20 protein-coding genes are annotated in these 19574 nt (G+C 64.7%); 5 read left to right on the forward strand and 15 right to left on the reverse strand.

Annotated features, from left to right (window positions below; all coding sequences use genetic code 11):
* Positions 1-10: 10 nt before the first annotated feature.
* The 8 genes from hslV to BJG93_RS00425 form a co-directional block, all read right to left on the reverse strand.
* Entirely contained in the window at positions 11-547 is a 537-nt protein-coding gene (gene hslV / locus BJG93_RS00390) for an ATP-dependent protease subunit HslV (RefSeq protein ID WP_027199403.1), read from the reverse strand.
* A 337-nt stretch (positions 548-884) separates the two neighbouring features.
* Complete coding sequence (gene dksA, locus BJG93_RS00395) at positions 885-1304, reverse strand: RNA polymerase-binding protein DksA (protein WP_008923580.1); 420 nt, start codon at positions 1302-1304, stop codon at positions 885-887.
* Positions 1305-1982: 678 nt separating this feature from the next.
* Entirely contained in the window at positions 1983-3083 is a 1101-nt protein-coding gene (locus BJG93_RS00400) for a CobW family GTP-binding protein (protein ID WP_027199404.1), read from the reverse strand.
* Between the two features lie 238 nt (positions 3084-3321).
* A complete protein-coding gene (locus BJG93_RS00405; RefSeq protein ID WP_027199405.1) occupies positions 3322-4524 on the reverse strand; it encodes a class I SAM-dependent rRNA methyltransferase in 1203 nt (400 codons plus the stop codon).
* A 61-nt stretch (positions 4525-4585) separates the two neighbouring features.
* Complete coding sequence (xerC, locus tag BJG93_RS00410; protein WP_027199406.1) at positions 4586-5509, reverse strand: tyrosine recombinase XerC; 924 nt, start codon at positions 5507-5509, stop codon at positions 4586-4588.
* A 29-nt stretch (positions 5510-5538) separates the two neighbouring features.
* The gene (locus tag BJG93_RS00415; protein WP_027199407.1) at positions 5539-6297 is read right to left on the reverse strand and encodes a DUF484 family protein; all 759 of its coding nucleotides are present in this window, start codon (positions 6295-6297) and stop codon (positions 5539-5541) included.
* A gap of 57 nt (positions 6298-6354) precedes the next feature.
* Positions 6355-7287 carry a diaminopimelate epimerase gene (dapF, locus tag BJG93_RS00420; protein WP_027199408.1) on the reverse strand — a complete coding sequence of 311 codons (933 nt, stop codon included), beginning with the start codon at positions 7285-7287 and terminating at the stop codon, positions 6355-6357.
* 172 nt (positions 7288-7459) lie between these two features.
* Positions 7460-8344, reverse strand: coding sequence for a lipid A biosynthesis lauroyl acyltransferase (locus BJG93_RS00425; protein WP_027199409.1), 885 nt, complete (start codon positions 8342-8344; stop codon positions 7460-7462).
* Between the two features lie 284 nt (positions 8345-8628).
* Here BJG93_RS00425 and metK point away from each other — a divergent pair, with 284 nt between their 5' ends.
* Complete coding sequence (gene metK / locus BJG93_RS00430) at positions 8629-9819, forward strand: methionine adenosyltransferase (protein ID WP_027199410.1); 1191 nt, start codon at positions 8629-8631, stop codon at positions 9817-9819.
* Positions 9820-9939: 120 nt separating this feature from the next.
* Here metK and BJG93_RS00435 read toward each other — a convergent pair whose 3' ends face one another.
* Positions 9940-10302 carry a hypothetical protein gene (locus BJG93_RS00435; protein ID WP_027199411.1) on the reverse strand — a complete coding sequence of 121 codons (363 nt, stop codon included), beginning with the start codon at positions 10300-10302 and terminating at the stop codon, positions 9940-9942.
* Positions 10303-10875: 573 nt separating this feature from the next.
* On the opposite strand from BJG93_RS00435, the gene BJG93_RS00440 reads away from it, so the two are divergent.
* The gene (locus BJG93_RS00440) at positions 10876-11637 is read left to right on the forward strand and encodes a phytanoyl-CoA dioxygenase family protein (protein ID WP_027199412.1); all 762 of its coding nucleotides are present in this window, start codon (positions 10876-10878) and stop codon (positions 11635-11637) included.
* A 31-nt stretch (positions 11638-11668) separates the two neighbouring features.
* On the opposite strand, the gene BJG93_RS00445 is transcribed toward BJG93_RS00440, so the two are convergent.
* Complete coding sequence (locus tag BJG93_RS00445; protein ID WP_027199413.1) at positions 11669-11875, reverse strand: DUF3185 family protein; 207 nt, start codon at positions 11873-11875, stop codon at positions 11669-11671.
* Positions 11876-12038: 163 nt separating this feature from the next.
* On the opposite strand from BJG93_RS00445, the gene mgrA reads away from it, so the two are divergent.
* Positions 12039-13082 (forward strand): L-glyceraldehyde 3-phosphate reductase, encoded by a 1044-nt coding sequence (mgrA, locus tag BJG93_RS00450; RefSeq protein ID WP_027199414.1) that lies wholly within the window; start codon positions 12039-12041, stop codon positions 13080-13082.
* 100 nt (positions 13083-13182) lie between these two features.
* On the opposite strand, the gene BJG93_RS00455 is transcribed toward mgrA, so the two are convergent.
* Together BJG93_RS00455 and BJG93_RS00460 are read right to left on the reverse strand one after the other, a co-directional pair.
* On the reverse strand, positions 13183-13365 hold the full coding sequence (locus BJG93_RS00455; protein WP_027199415.1) for a hypothetical protein: 183 nt from the start codon (positions 13363-13365) through the stop codon (positions 13183-13185).
* A 265-nt stretch (positions 13366-13630) separates the two neighbouring features.
* Positions 13631-14908 (reverse strand): MFS transporter, encoded by a 1278-nt coding sequence (locus BJG93_RS00460; RefSeq protein ID WP_082194677.1) that lies wholly within the window; start codon positions 14906-14908, stop codon positions 13631-13633.
* A gap of 427 nt (positions 14909-15335) precedes the next feature.
* Here BJG93_RS00460 and BJG93_RS00465 point away from each other — a divergent pair, with 427 nt between their 5' ends.
* On the forward strand, positions 15336-15548 hold the full coding sequence (locus BJG93_RS00465) for a hypothetical protein (protein ID WP_018419122.1): 213 nt from the start codon (positions 15336-15338) through the stop codon (positions 15546-15548).
* Between the two features lie 99 nt (positions 15549-15647).
* Positions 15648-16685 carry a serine/threonine protein kinase gene (locus BJG93_RS00470; RefSeq protein ID WP_027199417.1) on the forward strand — a complete coding sequence of 346 codons (1038 nt, stop codon included), beginning with the start codon at positions 15648-15650 and terminating at the stop codon, positions 16683-16685.
* 21 nt (positions 16686-16706) lie between these two features.
* Here the strand turns inward: BJG93_RS00470 and BJG93_RS00475 are convergent, their stop codons facing one another.
* The 3 genes from BJG93_RS00475 to BJG93_RS00485 are packed head-to-tail and all read right to left on the reverse strand — an operon-like array spanning position 16707 to position 19572.
* Entirely contained in the window at positions 16707-17729 is a 1023-nt protein-coding gene (locus BJG93_RS00475; RefSeq protein ID WP_027199418.1) for an XdhC family protein, read from the reverse strand.
* A complete protein-coding gene (locus BJG93_RS00480; protein WP_027199419.1) occupies positions 17702-18316 on the reverse strand; it encodes a CoxG family protein in 615 nt (204 codons plus the stop codon). Before BJG93_RS00480 ends, BJG93_RS00475 begins: the two co-directional genes overlap by 28 nt.
* A complete protein-coding gene (locus BJG93_RS00485; protein WP_027199420.1) occupies positions 18307-19572 on the reverse strand; it encodes a vWA domain-containing protein in 1266 nt (421 codons plus the stop codon). The genes BJG93_RS00480 and BJG93_RS00485 overlap by 10 nt, the downstream gene beginning before the upstream one ends.
* Between the last annotated feature and the right edge of the window lie 2 nt (positions 19573-19574).

Below are 19574 nucleotides of genomic sequence, written 5' to 3' on the forward strand. Positions count from 1 at the left end.
CGAAGGGTCCTTACTCGATCGTCTCAATGACGCGGTTATGGTTCGTGTAGATGCACATGTCGCCGGCGATTTCCAGCGACTTCTCCACGATGTCGCGCGGGGACAGCTCGGTGTTGTCGGCGAGCGCCTTCGCGGCCGCCTGCGCGTACGCACCGCCCGAGCCGATCGCGCAGATTCCGCCTTCGGGATCGAGCACGTCGCCGTTGCCGGTAATGACGAGCGTGGTGCTCGCGTCCGCGGCGATCAGCATCGCTTCGAGACGGCGCAGCATGCGGTCGGTGCGCCAGTCTTTCGCGAGCTCCACGGCCGCGCGCGTCAGATTGCCTTGATGTTTCTCGAGCTTCGCCTCGAAGCGGTCGAGCAGCGAGAATGCATCGGCCGTGCCGCCTGCGAAGCCGACCAGCACCTTGCCGTTATAGATGCGCCGGACCTTCTTCGCGCCGCCTTTCATGACGATGTTGCCGAGCGTCACCTGGCCGTCGCCCCCGAGCGCCACCTTGTTGCCGCGGCGCACGGAAACGATCGTCGTGCCGTGAAATTGCTCCATATGCGTTCCTTTTTGCAAAACGGGTAGGACGCGGCAGCGCTGGCGCTACCGCATGAATCCAGTCAGCGGACGGCGCGCACGCTGGCGCGCTCGTGAGCGCATGTCCGATCTATTTTAGGGCGTGCGCGGTCATATCAAGATCCGCCGCAAGGCATAGGACGAAAAACTGAAAATCCGCTCAGGGAGCCTGAGACAAGAGGCGAAAGGGAGGGCGGGACGGGAGGGATGGCAGAGCTTGCGCGGAGGTCGCGCAAAAAGAAAAGGCGCACGGTTCACCGTGCGCCTCTCGACGAAGCAGCGTTTTCAGGGCGCCAAGCCGAAGCCGCGCCGCAGCTAATCAGTCGCCGAACAGCTTCTGGCGCAGTTCGCGGCGCTCCTGGGCTTCGAGCGACAGCGTGGCCGTGGGCCGCGCGAGCAGACGCGGAATGCCGATCGGCTCGCCAGTTTCCTCGCACCAGCCGTAGTCGCCCGCCTCGATTCGCGCGATCGATTGCTGAACCTTCTTCAGCAGCTTGCGCTCGCGGTCGCGCGTGCGCAGCTCCAGCGCATGCTCTTCCTCGATCGTGGCGCGATCGGCCGGGTCCGGCACGATGACCGTTTCGCGCAAATTCTCGGTCGTTTGGCCGGCATTGCGGAGAATGTCCGCCTGCAACTGTTCAAGCCTGTTCTTGAAGAAGGCGAGCTGATCCTCATTCATGTAATCCTTGTCGCTCATCTTCAGGATTTCGGCTTCGGTCAAGAGTCGTTTCGTCGTCATCTGGCTTACTTCTTCAATGTAAGGCAAAACTCATAGTGCCCGCACTTTCGTATTGCCCGCAAACGCGTCGCGCGGACGCGCAGCGCAGGGTGGCCACGAACGTTGGGCTGTCGTGACGCCGAAGCGCCTGGCGCCCACACGCCGGGCGTTGCTAGCTACGCCGCTGCGGGGCCGAACTCCTCTGGAAACCGATTCTCAAATGCTCCTGAGGCATGGCTCGCCAACGAGCGCGTGCCCTTTCAGGCCGTGCCCGCCGGCGTTGTCGGCGTGTCTCCGGACAAGATTTTCCGGCGCCGTTTCAGGCCCGTCGCGGGATACGCGCGACCGGGCAATTCGTTGTCATTCTCCAGTGGGCACGTATTGTAACTGAATCACAATCGGGTACCGCAACTGCTGAAAGTCTACGTGCGGCGCTGCGATATCCTGAAAATATAACGCGCACAAAGCCAAAAAGCGATGGTCGTGCACGCTTTAATACAGCAGGGTTTTCACGCGTTTTTCATATCGCCTGCTTTCGAACGGTTTCTGCGCAGCAGCGGCGAGGTTTCAGCAGACGATTCACGTCCGCGCATTTGGCTGGGAGCGTCTCGGCGCAATAACAACGGCACAGCGCACGCCGCGATGCGCGCGGCCCGCGCTGTGCTTTCCGGCAGGCTTGCGTGGCAGCGCTGCACCCGCTCAGGCGAGGCAGGCGTCGAGACCGTCGGTGATTAGGTCGCGCGGCAGTTCGATGCCGATGAACACCATCTTGTTGGTCTTCTTCTCGGCCGGTTGCCACTTCGCGGCGAGGTCGCTGCCCATCATCTGATGCACGCCCTGAAACACGACTTTGCGATCGACGCCCTTCATGTACAGCACGCCCTTGTAGCGCAGCAGGTGTTCGCCGTAGATCTGCAGGATGCCGCCGAGGAAGTCTTCGAGCTTGTTCGGATCGAACGGACGGTCGCTGCGGTAGACGAACGACTTGATCTTGTCGTCGTGATGCGCATGGTGGCGATGCCCATGATCGTGGCCTTCGTGATCGCAATGGCCATGATCGTGATCGCAGTTGGCGTGGTCGTGGTCATGATCGCCGTGCGTGTGGCCGTGCTCGTCGTGCGCGTGCGCGTGGCTGTGCGCCTGTTCGTCTTCGGTGAGGAAGTCTGGATCGATTTCTAGCTTCGAGTTCAGATTGAAGCCGCGCAGATCGAAAATTTCCTTGATGTCCGCTTCGCCGAAATTGACGACCTTGATCGCAGCCTTCGGATTCATGTGCAGCAGACGGTGGCGCAAATCGGCCACGTGCTGTTCGTCGACGAGATCGGCCTTCGTAATGAACATCCGGTCCGCGAAACCAACCTGGCGCTGCACCACTTCGTGCTCGTCCAGTTGATGGTTTGCGTGCTTGGCGTCGACCAGCGTGATGATCGCGTCGAGCAGGAATTCGCTTGCGATCTGGTCGTCCATGAAGAAGGTTTGCGCGACCGGGCCCGGATTCGCGAGGCCGGTGGTTTCGATCACGACGCGGTCGAAGTCCACCTCGCCCGCCTGCTTCTTCGCGGCCAGATCGCCGAGCACCCGCGACAGGTCGCCGCGAATCGTGCAGCAGATGCAGCCGTTGCTCATCTGGATGATCTGCTCGGTCGTGTCCTGCACGAGGATCTCGTTGTCGATGTTCTCTTCGCCGAACTCGTTCTCGATGACGGCGATCTTCATGCCGTGCTTTTCGTTCAGGATGCGCTTGAGCAGGGTGGTTTTGCCGCTGCCGAGAAAGCCGGTCAGGATGGTGACTGGAATCATGTGGGTCGCCTGTAAGTCGTGAAACGGTGCGTGATCGAACGCTAGCGCAGGGCTAGCCAGATGATGCGTTAGGCGGGCCGCCGCAGCCGGATGGGCGCGGCCCTGTCTAGCCGGATATTGAAACATATTTGCCAGCCGGGCGCAGGCGCAGCCGGGTTGCGGCCGGCTTATCGCCGCCGGTGCCGAGGCTGACCGCTGCCGCCGCCAGCATGCGCAATCGCCCAGAAAATAAGGGCGCTCAGGCGATTTGCAACAGCAGCCCCTTCAGATACTCCCCTTCGGGGAACGCAGTGAGCAGCGGATGATCGACACCCGCGCCAAGCCGCTTCAGGATGCGGGCATCGACGCGCGCGTCGGCGGCAGCGCCGGACACGATCTTCTGGAACAGGTCGGGATCGATCGCGCCCGAGCACGAGTAGGTGAATAGCAAACCGCCCGGGCGCAACAGTTTCAGGCCCGTCAGATTGATGTCCTTGTACGCGCGCGAGGCGCGGTCCACGTGCTCGCGCGATGGTGCGAATTTCGGCGGATCGAGCACGATCAGATCGAAGCGCTCGCCTTCGTCGTAAAGGCGCCGCAGTGTCTTGAATGCGTCGGCGTCGAGCCAGCTCGCGCGGTCGGCGTCGAAGCCGTTGGCCGCCACGTTCTGTTGCGCGAGTGCGAGCGCTTCACCCGACGAATCGACCGACACCACGCGCTTCGCACCACCCTTGAGCGCCGCGAGCGAAAAGCCGCCGGTGTAGCAGAAACAGTTCAGCGCATCGCGATCTTTCGCGAACTGCTGCACCAGCAAGCGGCTATCGCGCTGGTCGACATAGAAGCCGGTCTTGTGGCCGTTGCGCACGTCGACGTTATAGCGCACGCCGTTTTCGCTCGCGATCAGCTTCTCCGACGGTGGCTCGCCGGCAAGCACGCCAGTGATCTGTTCGAGCCCTTCCTTCTGGCGGATCGACACGTCCGAGCGCTCGTACACGTTCGGGCAACCGGTCGTGCCGACCAGCGCCGCGACGATCGCATCCTTCCACGCCTCGACACCGGCCGCCATGAACTGACAGACGATCTGGCTGCGCTGACCTGCGTCCTCGGCGACGTAGTGATCGACGATCAGGCCGGGCAGACCGTCCGCCTCGCCGAAGATCAGCCGCACGGCGCCGGTGTTGCGCACCATCGCCTGACGATGCGCGAATGCGCGCTGCACGCGGCGCTTGAAGAACGCGTGATCGATCGGCTCGGCTTCGTCGAAGCTCCATACCCGTGCGCGGATCTGCGAGTGCGGGCTGTAGGCGGCGCGCGCGAGAAAGCGGCCGTCGTGCGCGCGCACGAGCACGGTCGCGCCGGGCGCGGGGCGGCCGTCGACGTGCTCGATCGCATTGGCATAGACCCACGGATGGCGGCGCAGCAGCGATTTTTCCTTCGATGGTTTGAGCGTAACGGTATTCATCAGGTGTCGGTAGGGTGCAAGCGAGCGCGGCGCGTCGTGGCGCGCGGCGCCAGTCGCGTGATCAGTTGCGTTTCTTCGCGCGAGGATGCGCGCTGTCGTAGACGTGGGCGAGGTGCTGGAAATCGAGGCCCGTATAAACCTGCGTCGCGGTAATGCTCGCGTGGCCGAGCAGCTCCTGCACGGCGCGCAGATCGCCGCTCGATTGCAGCACGTGGGTCGCGAACGAATGGCGCAGCACGTGCGGGTGCACGTTGGCCGGAATGCCGGCCGCGAGCGCGGCGCGCTTCACGCGCTCGCGCACGACGTTTGGCGACAACCGGTTGCCGCGCGCCGACAGGAAGAGCGGGTGCGGATCGTGGCGGACCAGCCGTTCGCGCACCGCGAGCCATGCATTCAGCGCCTCGACCGCCTTACTGCCCACCGGCACGACGCGACGCCGTTTGCCTTTGCCGAGCACTTCGACTTCGCCGGAATCGAGCTTCAACCAGCCGGCCGAGCGATAGCCGTCGACGTCGGCGAACCGCACGTCGAGGCCGACCAGTTCGGCGAGGCGCAAGCCCGACGAGTAGAACAGTTCGAGGATCGCGTGATCGCGCAGGCCCTCGGGCGAGTCGGCGGGCGGGCTGTCCATCAGGCGCGCGGTGTCGTCGACAGAAAGCGCCTTCGGCAGCATTTTCGCCTGCTTCGGCGCGCGCACCGCGGCGACCGGATTGGCCGCCAACTCGACGTGGCCCGCGAGCCAACGATAAAACGCGCGCCATGCCGACAGGCGATGGCCGATCGAGCGCGCGGTGAGGCCGCCCGCATGGGCGCGCGCGACGGCGCCGCGAATGTCGACCGCGGTCAGACTTTCGAGCGCTCGGCCCTTGGCGAGCTGCTTCAGTTCCGCGAGCTCATGCGTGTAACCGCGCAGCGTGTGCGCCGACAGCCGCCGCTCATGTTCGAGATGCGACAGGTAGGCGGCGATCGGGTCGGCGGCGGTCACGGTGGGGCGGTGAGATTGCGTGGCGCTGCTTAACGCGGCAGCAGCCGGCTCAGCGCGGCGCTCGCGAGCGCGCCGATTTGCGTGAGGAAATCGGTGGCCATGCCTTCGTGGAAGCGTCGCGGGTCGGCTGAACCCATGACGAGCAGGCCGAACGTCGGCGCGTCTTCGGCACGTTCGGGGTCGCGCAGCGCGAGCAGCGCGATTGATTCGGTGGTGTGCACCGTGTCGCTCGGCGCTGCGCCGTGGTCGTCGGCCGTGCTGGTTGCCACGCTTGTCGCCGGGTTAGCCGCCCCGTTGGACGCGCCCGTCGCGGGCGCGAGCCACTGCGCGGCCTCGAAGCCGGTGTTCGCGCCGCAGTATGGGGTGCTCAGGCTGCCCGCGAAAATGCGCACTTCCTCGCTGACGTGGCGTGCGAAGTCGGCTTGCGCATACGGCTCGGCGACGTCCCACACGCGCAGCGCCGCTTGCGGCACATCGAAGATGTCGCGCAGACCGCCGGCGATCGTGCGTGGCAGCGCGTACGGATCGCGCTCGGCCATCACGCGGATGGTCCAGCGGTGGAATTTCGACGCGATGCTGTCGTTCTCGTGGCCGTAGCGCAGCAGCTCGGCTAGACGTCGTTCGAGATGCTTGTTCTTGTCGCGCAGCATCTCCATCTGCCGCTCCTGCAGCGACACCGCGGCTTTGCCGTGCGGATTCGCGAGCCGGATCGTCGCGAGCGTTTCGGCATGTTCGACGAAGAATTCGGGATTGGCGAGCAGGTATTCGGCGACTTCGCGATCGTTCATGGTTTCGGCTAGAGGACTACGGGACAGCCGCCTCGCGGCGGCGCGTCGGTCGATGAGTTAGACGGAGGGCGCCACGGCGGCCGGGTTGGACGGAGCGTGCCGCGACTGTGGGGCCGCGCTCGACGCCTCTTCGGCCAACTCGATCTCTCCTTCGAAGACGGTGGCCGCAGGGCCGGCCATCAGCAGCGGCGCGCCTGGCTGCGCGCTATCCCACGTGATGGTCAGATCGCCGCCGTGGGTGTGTACGAGCACCGGCGAATCCAGCAGCCCGCGCCGGATACCGGCCGCGACCGCCGCGCATGCGCCGGTGCCGCATGCGAGCGTTTCGCCCGCGCCGCGTTCGTAGACGCGCAGCTTGATCTCGTTGCGGTTGACGATTTGCATGAAGCCCGCGTTGACCCGCTGCGGGAAGCGCGTGTGCCGCTCGATGGCCGGACCTTCGAGCAGCACCGGGAACGCCTCGGCGTCGTCGACGACCTGCACCGCGTGCGGATTGCCCATCGACACGACCGACATCCAGCGCGTCGTGCCGTTCACGTCGAGCGGCCAGAGCGTGTCCGCGCTTTCGCGGCGGCCTTGCAGGCCCTTGGTCGCGAAGGGGACGAGCTCGGGATCGAAAACGGGGGTGCCCATGTCGACGATGACTTCACCGTTGTCCTGCATGGTCAGCGTGATCGTGCCTTTCTGGACTTGCACGCGCACGCTGCGCCGGTCGGTGAGGCCGCGCTCGCGCACGAACTTGACGAAGCAGCGCGCGCCATTGCCGCAGTGCTCGACCTCGCCGCCGTCGCAATTGAAAATGCGATATCTGAAATCGACGCCCTCGACGGTCGGCTTTTCGACCAGCAGCAACTGGTCGGCGCCGACGCCGAAATGGCGGTTCGCGAGCGCGCGAACCTGGGCCGTGGTCAGGCTGACCGGTTCGGTATAGCCGTCGAGCACGACGAAGTCATTACCCGCGCCGTGCATTTTGGTGAATTTGAGCTTCACGTTTTCCGTGTATCCGTTGCTGCGTAGGGCTTCGCGCGTGCGTGCGGAGCCTGAAATTTCGGCCTCGCCGGCTCCCAGATGAGTCACTCGTTCGAGCCGTGCTGGACCAATAGCAGATGATACACGTTGGCACATCGGAAACGGTACGGCGGGCGAGGGCCTAACGCCACCGTCAATACACCCCCGGCACCCCTGGCGGCCGCGTCTTGAAGCGCTTGTGCACCCAGTAATACTGCTCGGGCATCAGCGGAATCTGCTCTTCGAGAAACTCATTCATGCGTCGCGCATCTAGGTCATCGTCGCCGGTCGGATAGTCGTCCCAAGGTCTGAAGACCTTGAGCCGGTAGCCCTTGTAATTCGGCAGCACTTCGCCGATGAACGGCACGACCTGCGCGTGCCCGACCTTGGCGAGACGGCCGACCGCCGTCAGCGTGCAGGTCGGCACGCCGAAGAACGGCACGAACGTCGAATTGCGCGCGCCGTAGTCCATGTCCGCGCCGAGCATCACCGGTTTGCGTTCGCGCAGCCAGCGCAGCACGATGCGCGCACTGTCCGCGCGGCTCGCCATGTCGGCGCCGAAACGCGCGCGCGCCGCTTTCGCGACTTGCTCGAGCTGCTGGTTCGACATCGGCTGATAGAGCGAGCCGCACTGGCGCTTGAGCGAGTAGTTCAGAAAGATCGAACCGGCCTCGATGCCGACAAAGTGAAAGCCGAGAAACAATGTGGGTGGCAGGTTCGGGTCCGTCAGGTCGATCGCGCTGTCGAGCTGGATCAGCTTCTCCAGCTTCTTCGCCGAGCCGAACCACTGCACGCTGCGCTCGACATAACTGCGGATCGCGTGACGGAAGTGCTTCTGCGCGACGTCCTCGCGGCGCTCTTCGCTCCAGTCGGGGAAGCACAGCTTCAGATTCGTGTGAACGATGCGCTTGCGGCGGCTCGGGATCTGGTAGAGCAACCAACCGAAGCCGTCGCCGAGACGGGCGACGAATCCATACGGCAACAGCGCAAAGAGTTTAAGCAGCCCGATCGCGAGCTTCGCGCCGTAGCGGCTCAGCATGCAGCCTCCGCGCGGGCGGCGCTGCAGGGGGCGAAATGGTGGACAACGGACAAGATGACGTGAAGCCGCACGCGTTGGACTCTGTGACATTCAAAGGAAGTCGCTATAATAAAGGCTTCGCCGAGTTAATAGACAACTTGCGGGGCGAAGCCGGCGGGTGCGGTCCATGGTTTCCATGGGTCAAGCGTCCATCGGTAAGGTAATCCGCTAAAGCGTCGCCGCTTCAGACTCCCGAAGTCGGCTACGTGGAACGCAACCGTAACCACTAAACAGGAGTCTGCAACGTGGCAAACGACTATCTCTTTACTTCCGAATCCGTTTCCGAAGGCCATCCCGACAAAGTCGCGGACCAGATCTCGGACGCGATCCTCGACGCCATCCTCGCTCAAGACAAGTACTCGCGTGTCGCGGCGGAAACGCTGTGCAACACGGGTCTGGTCGTGCTGGCCGGTGAAATCACCACCACCGCGAACGTCGACTACATCCAGATCGCGCGCAACACCATCAAGCGCATCGGCTACGACAACACCGACTACGGCATCGACTACCGCGGCTGCGCGGTGCTCGTCGCTTACGACAAGCAGTCGCCGGACATCGCCCAGGGCGTGGACCGCGCGCACGACAACAACCTCGACCAAGGCGCGGGCGACCAGGGCCTCATGTTCGGTTACGCATGCGAGGAAACACCGGAACTGATGCCGCTGCCGATCCACTTGTCGCACCGTCTGGTCGAGCGGCAGGCGAATCTGCGCCGCGACGGCCGTCTGCCCTGGCTGCGTCCGGACGCGAAGTCGCAGGTCACCGTGCGCTATGTCGACGGCAAGCCGCACGCGATCGACACCGTCGTGCTGTCCACCCAGCATTCGCCGGACATCGAGCTCGACACGCTGCGCGAAGCGGTGATCGAGGAAGTGATCAAGCCCACGCTGCCGGCCGAGCTGATCAAGGGTGACATCAAGTTCCTCGTGAACCCGACCGGTCGCTTCGTGATCGGCGGTCCGCAGGGCGATTGCGGTCTGACGGGCCGCAAGATCATCGTCGACACGTATGGCGGCGCGGCGCCGCACGGCGGCGGCGCGTTTTCGGGGAAAGACCCGTCCAAGGTCGACCGCTCGGCAGCCTACGCCGGCCGCTACGTCGCGAAGAACATCGTGGCCGCGGGCCTCGCGTCGCGTTGCCTGATCCAGGTGTCGTATGCGATCGGCGTCGCCCAGCCGACCTCGGTGATGGTCAACACGTTCGGCACCGGCCGCGTGTCGGATGCGACGATCACGGAGCTCGTGCGTCAGCATTTCGACCTGCGTCCGAAGGGCATCATCCAGATGCTCGACCTGTTGCGCCCCGTCTATGAGAAGAGCGCGGCGTATGGTCACTTCGGCCGCGAAGAGCCGGAATTCACCTGGGAAGCCACCGACAAGGCGCTCGCGCTCGCCGAAGCGGCAGGCACCGAGCCGGTCGCGGCGCTCGCCGACTAAGCGCGAGCCGATCGCTGCCTGATCGAAAAAAACCCCGCCGGCGTGAGCCGGGCGGGGTTTTTTCTTTGTCTTCGCGGTGAATCGTCAAGCGGGCAGCAGTTCAGCGCCCGTTCAGCGACTTCACCGGCTCGCGAACGCAAACGCAAACCATCCGCTGCTGCTCGTCGACAGACGGCGCGGCCGACGGCTCGTGGGCGTAGTCACCGCCGGCGCGCGTTTCGCGACCGCGAGGCGCAACGGCGTCGGTTTGCGCAGCAGCGTACGCAGCGACAAACGGCGCGTGCCGCTCTGCTGGCGCAGCGCCGAGAAGAACGTATTGAACCAGGTGCGGAAACCGTCGACGGCCTTCGCGTCGCGCCACTGCTCGCCGAGCGCGCGGGTGCGCGCGGCATGGTGGCGCAGCGCCCGCATCATATGACGGCGCGCGGGACGCGCCGCTTTCAGCGCGGCGCGGGTAAGACGGGTGCTCAAAAGAGTATGCATGGCTTCACAGTTAGGCAAAGTACCGCACGTCGGCGCGTGCACCGGATGTGCACGGACAAACAGCACCATATGTGCCAATGACGGGGTTGCGATGAACGGCCTGAAAGCCGGAAATTCCGGTGCGGATCGCGGCGCGGCAGATCGCAACGCCAAACACGGCGCATGGCGCGACGAAGGTACAACGCGGAGAAAGCGGCGGGACGGGCCCTCGCGGCCCGGGCGACAAAGAGAAGTGCGTCAGCGACGATCAACATGCGAGAAGGCTACAGGGGAATCGTGACGTCAGAAAGTCCGTTTTTACCCTGCGAACCGCGGTTCTCCCTAGATCGCATCGTCGCGGACGTCGCCCCTGAGCTCACCTGGGCGGAGCGATTTCCGTGCGCGTTTGCGCAGTTAATGTGCGGTTGCCGCCTGCCGGTCGCCTTAGGTCGGTGCATCGCCATGCGTCGAACCTCGAGGCAGGCCCACGGAAAAACAGAAGCAGGACGCCGGAGCCGCCCTCGGCGAAACAACGCAGCCCGATCGCGCCCGTTTTACAATCGAACATCAGTTAGTCGACGGTAACGGAATACCATGTCACTCCATTCGAAGAAAGAGCAGATTCACGCGTTGCGCGAGCACGGTTTTGTCGTCGTGCCCGGACTCGTGTCACCCGAGCGTTGCGAGGAACTGAAGCGGATCGCGCAGCGGCAGCTACAGGAAGCCGCGGCGCCGATCGAATTCGAAGCGGATCTGCAGTATCCTGGCGCGCCGTCGTCGAAGGATGCGCCGGGCGGACACACGGTGCGGCGTCTCCTCGACGCGTACGGTCGTCACCCGGCGTTTGCGCAATGGGCGACCGCCCCGGAAATCCGTGGCTGGATGGAGCTGTATTTTGGCGAGGAGCCGCGTCTGTCGCGCGCGCATCACAACTGCATGATGACCAAGCACCCCGCGTACGGCAGCCTCACCGGCTGGCATCGCGACGTGCGCTACTGGTCGTTCGAGCGCGACGATCTTGTCTCGGTGTGGCTCGCGGTCGGCCCCGAAACCGTCGATAACGGCGCGCTGTGGTTCGTGCCGCAATCGCACGGCGCCGCCTTCACGTCCGACCGTTTCGACGAAGCGAAATTCTTCCGCGCGGATCTGGCGGAAAACGAGGCCGCCATCCGCACCGCGGTGTCCCCCGAGCTGAAAACCGGCGACGTGGTGTTCTTCCATTGCAACACGCTGCACTCAGCCGGCAAGAATCTCAGCGATCAGGTGAAGTTCTCGCTGGTGTTCACCTATCACGGGGTGAGCAACGTGCCGCTGCCCGGCACGCGCTCCGCCGCCAGGCCCGACATCGCGTTTTAGGATTTTTCGTCGCGGGCCTCGCGCGAAACGCTCAGCGCTTGCGCCCCGACAATGCGATTCCCGTCAGCCCGGCGAGCGTCGCCACCACACCCGCGACGATCAGCATGATCGCCTTGTTGCTCGGCGAACCGGTGAAGAAGCGCGACACGTCGCTGCTCACCGAATTGAATGCCTGCCCGCCGAAATACAGCAGCACGATACCGCCGACAATCAGCGCGATCGAAATCGCTTTCGTCATCTGCACCTCCCATCAACTTGAACCGGCCAGAGTGTAGGTGAGCCGTGCGCGCTCGTCCATCACGCATGCTGGGCTGCCTGCAAGCGTCGCGTCGATTGGCTAACATAGCGGTCCGGCTGCACCCCGCAATCGTCAGGCGATCTCATCGACAAGGACACTAGCAATGGCTTACGAAGCAGCTTCAGAACGCTATTCGGACATGCAATACCGCGTCTGCGGCAAGTCGGGTCTCAAACTGCCGGCGCTGTCGCTCGGCTTGTGGCACAACTTCGGCGACACCACGCCGATCTCGACGCAGCGCGACATCCTGCGCACGGCCTTCGACCTGGGCATCACGCACTTCGATCTCGCCAACAACTACGGGCCGCCGTACGGCAGCGCGGAAACCAATTTCGGCCGTCTGTTCAAGGACGATTTCAAACCGTATCGCGACGAACTGCTGATTTCGTCGAAGGCGGGCTGGGATATGTGGCCGGGTCCGTATGGGCAAGGCGGCGGCTCGCGCAAGTACGTACTGGCGAGTCTCGATCAGAGCCTGAAGCGCATGGGCCTCGATTACGTCGACATCTTCTATTCGCATCGCTTCGACGCGCATACGCCGCTCGAGGAAACCGCGGGCGCGCTCGCGAGCGCGGTGCAGCAGGGCAAGGCGCTGTATATCGGCATCTCGTCGTACTCGTCGGCGAAGACGCGCGAAATGGCGAAGCTGCTCGCCGAATACAAGGTGCCGCTGCTGATCCATCAGCCGTCGTACAACATGCTCAACCGCTGGATCGAACACGACCTGCTCGATACGCTCGAGGAGCTCGGCGCGGGCACGATCGCGTTCACGCCGCTCGCGCAGGGGCTGCTGACCGGCAAGTACCTGAACGGCGTGCCGGCCGATGCGCGCGTCAACAAGCCGGGCGGCGGCTCGCTGAAAGACGAGCATCTGAGCCCGCAGAACATCGAGCACGTGAGGAAGCTCAACGACATCGCGCAGCGGCGCGGCCAGAGCCTCGCGCAGATGGCGCTCGCGTGGGCGTTGCGCGATGCGCGCGTGAGCTCGGTGTTGATCGGCGCGAGCCGCGCGGAGCAGGTGCGCGAGAACGTCGGCGCGCTGAAGAACCTCGCGTTCTCGGCCGACGAACTGGCCGAGATCGATCGCTTTGCGACCGAAGGCGGGATCAACCTGTGGGAAAAGCCGTCGACGGATCAGGCGATCTGACCGCGTGAGCAGCCGTCCGCGCAACCGGCGGACGGACGCAAGGGCGAAACGAAGCCGCACGCTCGGCGTGCGGCTTTTCTGCAGGTATTTCGCCGCGCCGCTACACCAGCGCCGGCAGACCCTCGACCAGCGCCACCGCGCACATCACACCGATCATCGCGCCTAGCACACGCAGCGCGTTGTGTCGCGACTCGGTCTTGCAGGGCAGGGCGCCGACGAATAGCGCGCCCGCCAACGCCATCGGAATGACCAGGATGAAATCGCCGATCGTAAAGTACGTCATCTTCGTCTCCTCCCATGCGGGATGGTTGCTGTGTCGTTGCAGCGGAGGCCGCGGCTGAAAAACCATGCAGCGTCCATGCACGAGTCGAGTATAGGAGACCGATGAAGCGGCGCGACGGCGCGAGCTTGCGCATCGGCGCTTATTCGCAAGCTGCTGAACCCCGGCGCGGCGGGGCGCGCGGCGATTGGCGCGGCGCAGCAAAATGCAGCGAAAACATCAAACGTTCGCTTACGTGCCCCTTTCGTTTTGGTGCCGATCCTCCGGGCTATTCCCGTCCGCGCAGGCGCGTCGCCGCGAACAGCCCGATCACGAGCAGCGCGGCGACCAGCCCGACCACCCCATTCCAGCCATGCGCGGCCCAGACACCGCCGCCATATGAGCCGACCAGGCTTGAGCCGATGTAGTACGCCAGCAGATACAGCGCCGCGGCCTGGCCTTTCGCGTCTTTCGCCAGACGCCCAACCCAGCCGCTCGCGACCGAGTGCCCGGCAAAGAACCCGAACGTCACGCATGCGATCCCGGTCGCGATCGCCGTGAGCGGATGCAGCATCGTCAACGCAAGGCCGAACACCATCAGCAGCAGGCTCGCGATCAGCACGCGCGCGCGGCCGAAGGTATCGGCCATGCGCCCGGACCACGGCGATGCGACCACGCCGACCAGATAAACGATGAAAATCGCGCCGATCTCAGTCTGATTCAGCCGATATGGCGGCGCGAGCAGCCGGTAGCCGAGGTAGTTGTACAGCGTGACAAAGCTGCCCATCAGCACGAAGCCGAGCAGGAACAGCAGCGGCAGGCCCGGTCGGCTGAACTGCCGCAGCAGCAAGGTGCGGTGATGCGCGAAGCCGAGCCCGCGGCGCGGCACGAAATGGCGCGACGGCGGCAACAGCGCGCGGAACGCGAGCATCGACAGCAGGCCGAGCACGCCGATCGTGCCGATCGCGACGCGCCACGAAAACAGATCGGCGACCACGCCCGTGATCACGCGCCCTGCCATGCCGCCGATCGCCGTTCCGCCGACATACAAGCCCATCGCGAGGCCGAGGCCGTCGGGATGCACTTCTTCGGCGAGGTATGCCATCGCAACGGCCGGCACGCCGCCGAGCGCAAGCCCTTCGAGCGTGCGCAGCACGAGCAGCTGATGCCAATGCGGGGCGACCGATACGCCGATCGTCAGCACCGCCGACACCGTCAGCGACAGCGTCATCAGCTTGTGCCGGCTCCAACCCTCGGAGACGAAACCGGCGACGAAGATCGCAACCGCGAGCGCCGCGGTCGACAGTGACAGCGCCAGACTGCTTTGCGCGGGCGTCACGTTGAACGCATCGGAGAACGACGGCAGCAGCGGCTGCACGCAGTAAAGCAGCGAGAACGTCGCGTAGCCGGCGAACAGCAGCGCGACGCTCGCACGCCAGTACGCGCGCGAGCCGCGTTCGAGATACGGGACGTCCGACACCTTGGTGGTGTGGGCGCAATCAACTGAGGCTGCGGCGGGAGAGGGAACGGCAGATGCAATCGGCTGGGATTGCGGCGGCAGGGTCACAACAGAACTCCTTGGGTCACACGGGAACGCGCAAAATGTTAAGCATACGCTGAGAAGCCGATCTTCGCGGTGCCCAGGAGTTGCGTTTGCGATGGCGCAGTGACGCCCTATCTGCCAGACCGTTCCGGGCAATGCACGTTTTTGATGTCTCTCGCCGCAGGGTTTATGATGGGCTTCATTACGACGTCTGACGCCAGCTCATTGGCGGCGCACGGCGTAATGGGAGTAGCGTGAAGCGACCGGTGAAAGCCTGTCGTTCGCGCTTTCCAAAGGCCCCGCAACGCGGGAACAATGACTTTCACCTCTCACGCGCCACGCGCGCAGCAGATCAGGTGCGCACGCAACGTCCAAATGCGAAGCGGCGTTTTTATCATCACCTCGACCGGCACGAAATCATAAAGCCGGCTAAGGGAAGCGGGGAATTATCATGGAAGTCGGTTCCATTGTCCGATCGGTACATATCGCCGTGCCGCAAGGCGCGCGCGGAATCGTCATGCGCATTCTTGGCGACATGGCAATGGTGGCGTGGTACGCCGGCGAGCCCGGCGCCTCGCAGCAACTCAATACCGAACCCTTTTTCCTGGAAGATCTGATCGATACCGGTGACCTGATACGTCCAGCCGGCGCGCAGACGCATTGAACGTCAGCCCACGTTTCTAGCGATGCGACGCACGCATCGCGAGTCGTCACGCCCGTCGTCGCCCTCGTCTTTATCCGCAGCGCGGCGCACAATGCGGGCATGAACGACACCACTCCCGACAGTTTTCATCCCGAGGCCGGCGCCGACGGCGCCGTGCCGTTCTCGCGGCTTACACCCGAAACCGTGCTCGATGCACTCGACGGCGTACTCGCAACGACCGGCGTGCGTACCGACGGCCGTCTGTTGCCGCTCAACAGCTACGAAAACCGCGTGTATCAGGTCGGCGTCGAAGACGGTCCGCCCGTGGTCGCGAAGTTCTATCGTCCCGAGCGCTGGAGCGACGCGGCGATTCTCGAAGAGCACGCGTTCGTCGCCGAACTCGTCGCGCGCGAGATTCCGGCCGTGCCCGCGCGCGTGCTCGAAGGCAGCACGCTGCATAGCTTCGACGGTTTTCGCTTCTCGGTCTTCGAGCGGCGCGGCGGTCGCGCGCCGGATCTCGACCGGCGCGACACGCTCGAATGGCTGGGGCGTTTCATCGGACGCATTCATGCGATCGGGCAGACCCAGGATTACGCGGAACGTCCGACGCTTGACATCGACACGTTCGGCTACGAGCCGCGCGACTTCCTGCTCGCGCACCGTTTCGTACCCGACGATGTGCGCACCGCGTGGGAAACGGTGATGAATCTCGCGCTCGATGGCGTCGCGCGCGCGTTCGAGCGAGCCGGCGAGATTCGCGCGCTGCGTGTGCACGGCGACTGCCATCCGAGCAACGTGCTGTGGACCGACGCGGGCCCGCATTTCGTCGATTTCGACGACAGCCGCATGGGTCCCGCGATTCAGGATTTATGGCTGCTGCTGCCGGGCGATCGCGCGGAGGCATCGCGCGCGCTGGCCGATCTGCTCGCCGGGTACGAGGACTTCTGCGAATTCGAGCCGCGTGAGCTTTATCTGGTCGAAGCGCTGCGCACATTGCGGCTGATTCACTATCAGGCGTGGCTCGCGCGCCGCTGGAACGATCCGGCGTTTCCAGCCGCGTTTCCGTGGTTCAACACGCAGCGCTACTGGGAGGAGCGCATTCTCGAGATGCGCGAGCAGATCGGCGCGATGCAGGAAGGGCCGCTGTGGCCGGTCTGAATTGAATAACGCCGCGTCACGCTACACGCTGCAAGCGGCGCCACCCGACGCGGCAATTTCCCGCGCGGCCTTCGCGCCTTCGACCTGCAATAGCGTCGGCAGCGATACGCCGTTTTTCGCCGCCGTCACCTCCGCCAGAATCGACACCGCGATCTCAGGCGGCGTCCTGCTGCCGATATAAATGCCCACGGGTCCATGCAAACGGGCCAGTTCCGCTTCGTTCAGATCGAACTCCTTCAAGCGCTCGCGTCGCGCGTGATTGTTCCGGCGCGAACCGAGCGCGCCGACATAAAACGCCGGCGTCTTCAACGCTTCCATCAGCGCAAGATCGTCGAGCTTCGGATCGTGCGTCAGCGCGATCACCGCGCAGCGCTCGTCGAGCTTCATGTCGATCACGGTGTCGTCAGGCATCGTGCGGACGATCTTCGTGCCGGGCACGTCCCATTCCTCGGTGTATTCCTCGCGCGGATCGCAGACCGTCACCTGATAGTCGAGCCCCACCGCGATATGGCACAGGTAGTGCGACAACTGCCCGGCGCCGATCACGAGCATCCGGTAGCGCGGACCGTGGATCGTCAGCAGACGCTCACCGTCGAAATTCACGCCGTCGGTTGCCTGCGCGTTGTCGAGCCGTGCCTCGCCGGTCGTCATGTCGAGTTCGCGCGCGACGAGCCGGCCATTTTCGACCGCGTGGCACAGCTCGGCGATGCCGCTTTGCCGCGTCAACGGTTCGAGCACAAGCTGGATCGTACCGCCGCACGGCAGCCCGAAGCGATGCGCTTCCTCTGCCGTGATGCCGTACTTCACGGCTTCCGGGCGGGTCTGCTCGATGCCCCGTTGCCGGACGCGATCGATCAGATCGTCTTCGATGCAACCGCCCGACACCGAGCCCACCACCAGGCCGTCATCGCGCACCGCGAGCATCGCGCCCTCGGGACGAGGCGACGAGCCCCACGTCTTCACGACCGTCACGAGGAGCGCGCGATGTCCGTCCTCCAGCCAGCGGGCGCTGGTTTTCAAAACTTCGAGATCCACGCTGTCCATGATTTCTTCCCGTTCTTTGCTTCGCCGCCGGACTCTGCGTCCGTGGCCTCGTTAGCTTCCGTTTGCGCGGACGTGGACGCGGCTTCGGCATCAGTTTCAGTGTCCGCCGAGGCGTCGCCGTCCTGCGCTTGAGCGGCGCTCTGGTCGCCCGAGAGCTGGGCGACCAAGCGCTTGAAAAACTCCCCGGCAATCTTGCGCGCCGCACCGTCGACGAGCCGTGAGCCGATCTGCGCGAGCTTGCCGCCGACCTGCGCGTTCGCGGTATAGCAGAGCTTCGTCGCGGCATCGCCGTCGGCTTCGAGCGTGACATGCGTATTGCCCTTGGCAAAACCCGCGGCGCCGCCTTGGCCTTCGAACACGATCGTGTAGGTGTTCGGCGCGTCGATATCGGTCAGTTGCATACGCCCCTTGAAGCGTGCCTTGACCGGTCCGACCGCCGCGCTCAGCGTGACCAGGTACGCGTTTTCGCCCTCCGGATCGATGCTTTCGCAACCGGGGATGCAGGCGCGCAGAACCTCTGTATCGTTCAACGCGTCCCACGCCTGCTGCTGCGCGACCGGCAGCGTATGCGTTTCGCTCAATTCCATGTCGTTGCTCCTGCGAGTGTCGTCGCGGCGACGGTGTGGCGAGGCGCGCGCGTCAGTTGCGCGAGATCGCGGCCGAACGCGGCGAGACTGTCTAGATTATGAACCGGACGGTGCGCATCGACATGCGGCAGGATTGCCTGCACGCCACGCGCTTTCGGCGTGAAGCCGCTGAACCGCAGCAGCGGATTGAGCCACACGACGCGATGCGCGAAGCGTGCGAGCCGCGCCATTTCGGTATCGAGCACGTCGATCGCTTCGTGATCGAGACCGTCGGTGACGAGCAGCACCGTCGCCCGACCGGTGAGCACGCGGCGCGCCCAACGTCGGTTGAACTCGGCGAGCGCCGCGCCGATGCGCGTGCCGCCCGACCAGTCGACCACCTGATCGCTGAGCGTCGCGATCGCGACGTCCGGATCGCGTTCGCGCAATGCGCGCGTCGCGTTCGTGAGCCGCGTGCCGAACAGAAACACCTGCAGACGTTCGCGCGATTGCAGCAGCGCATGGCAGAAGTACAACACCGCGCGCGAGTAGTTGCTCATCGAGCCGGAAATGTCGAGCAGCAGCACGAGCGGCGGCTTGCGCTCGACCATCGCGCGATACTTCCACACGGTCCAGTCACCGCCGGCGCGAACCGCGTGCCGGGCGCTCGCGCGCAGATCCGCATGGGTGCCGTGCGACGCCGCCTTCAGGCGTCGGGTCGGCTCGGTTGCAAGCGGCAGCCGCTGGCCTCGAATCAGATGACGCAGCGTGCGCCATTCGTCGGCGCTCAGTGTGTCGAAATCGCGATGACGTAGCCGCTCTTCCGCGCTGAATGTCAGCTGCGCGTGCAACTCGTGCTGCTCGGTTTCTTGCGGGGTATTCAGATGCGGCGACGCTGGCAAGCGCGCCGCGAGCGCATCGGCCAGACGGTTGTTGCGCTTCGGCGGTGGCAGCCCGTCGCGCACTTTCGGCAGCAGCAGCGCGCGCAGCTTGCCTTCCCAATCGGGGTCGCGCCAGAACAGATCGAATGCGGCATTGAACAGCTCGCGCTCGTCGGGCGCGGTGACGAGCAGCGCGGCAAGCGCGGCGCGCACGTCGTCGCGGCGGCCGAGATCGATCCACTGCAACGCGGCGAGCGCGTCGACTGCCTGCGCGGGCGACATCGGCAGGCCGGCGCCGCGCAGCACGCGCACGAAATGGACGACGTTGCGCGCGAGCATGGGCGCAGGCTGCTGGTCCGGGTGATCGTGCCGGGCTGAGCCTCTTTCGTTCCTCATGC

It is taken from the genome of Paraburkholderia sprentiae WSM5005 (assembly GCF_001865575.2).
GTDB lineage: Bacteria > Pseudomonadota > Gammaproteobacteria > Burkholderiales > Burkholderiaceae > Paraburkholderia > Paraburkholderia sprentiae.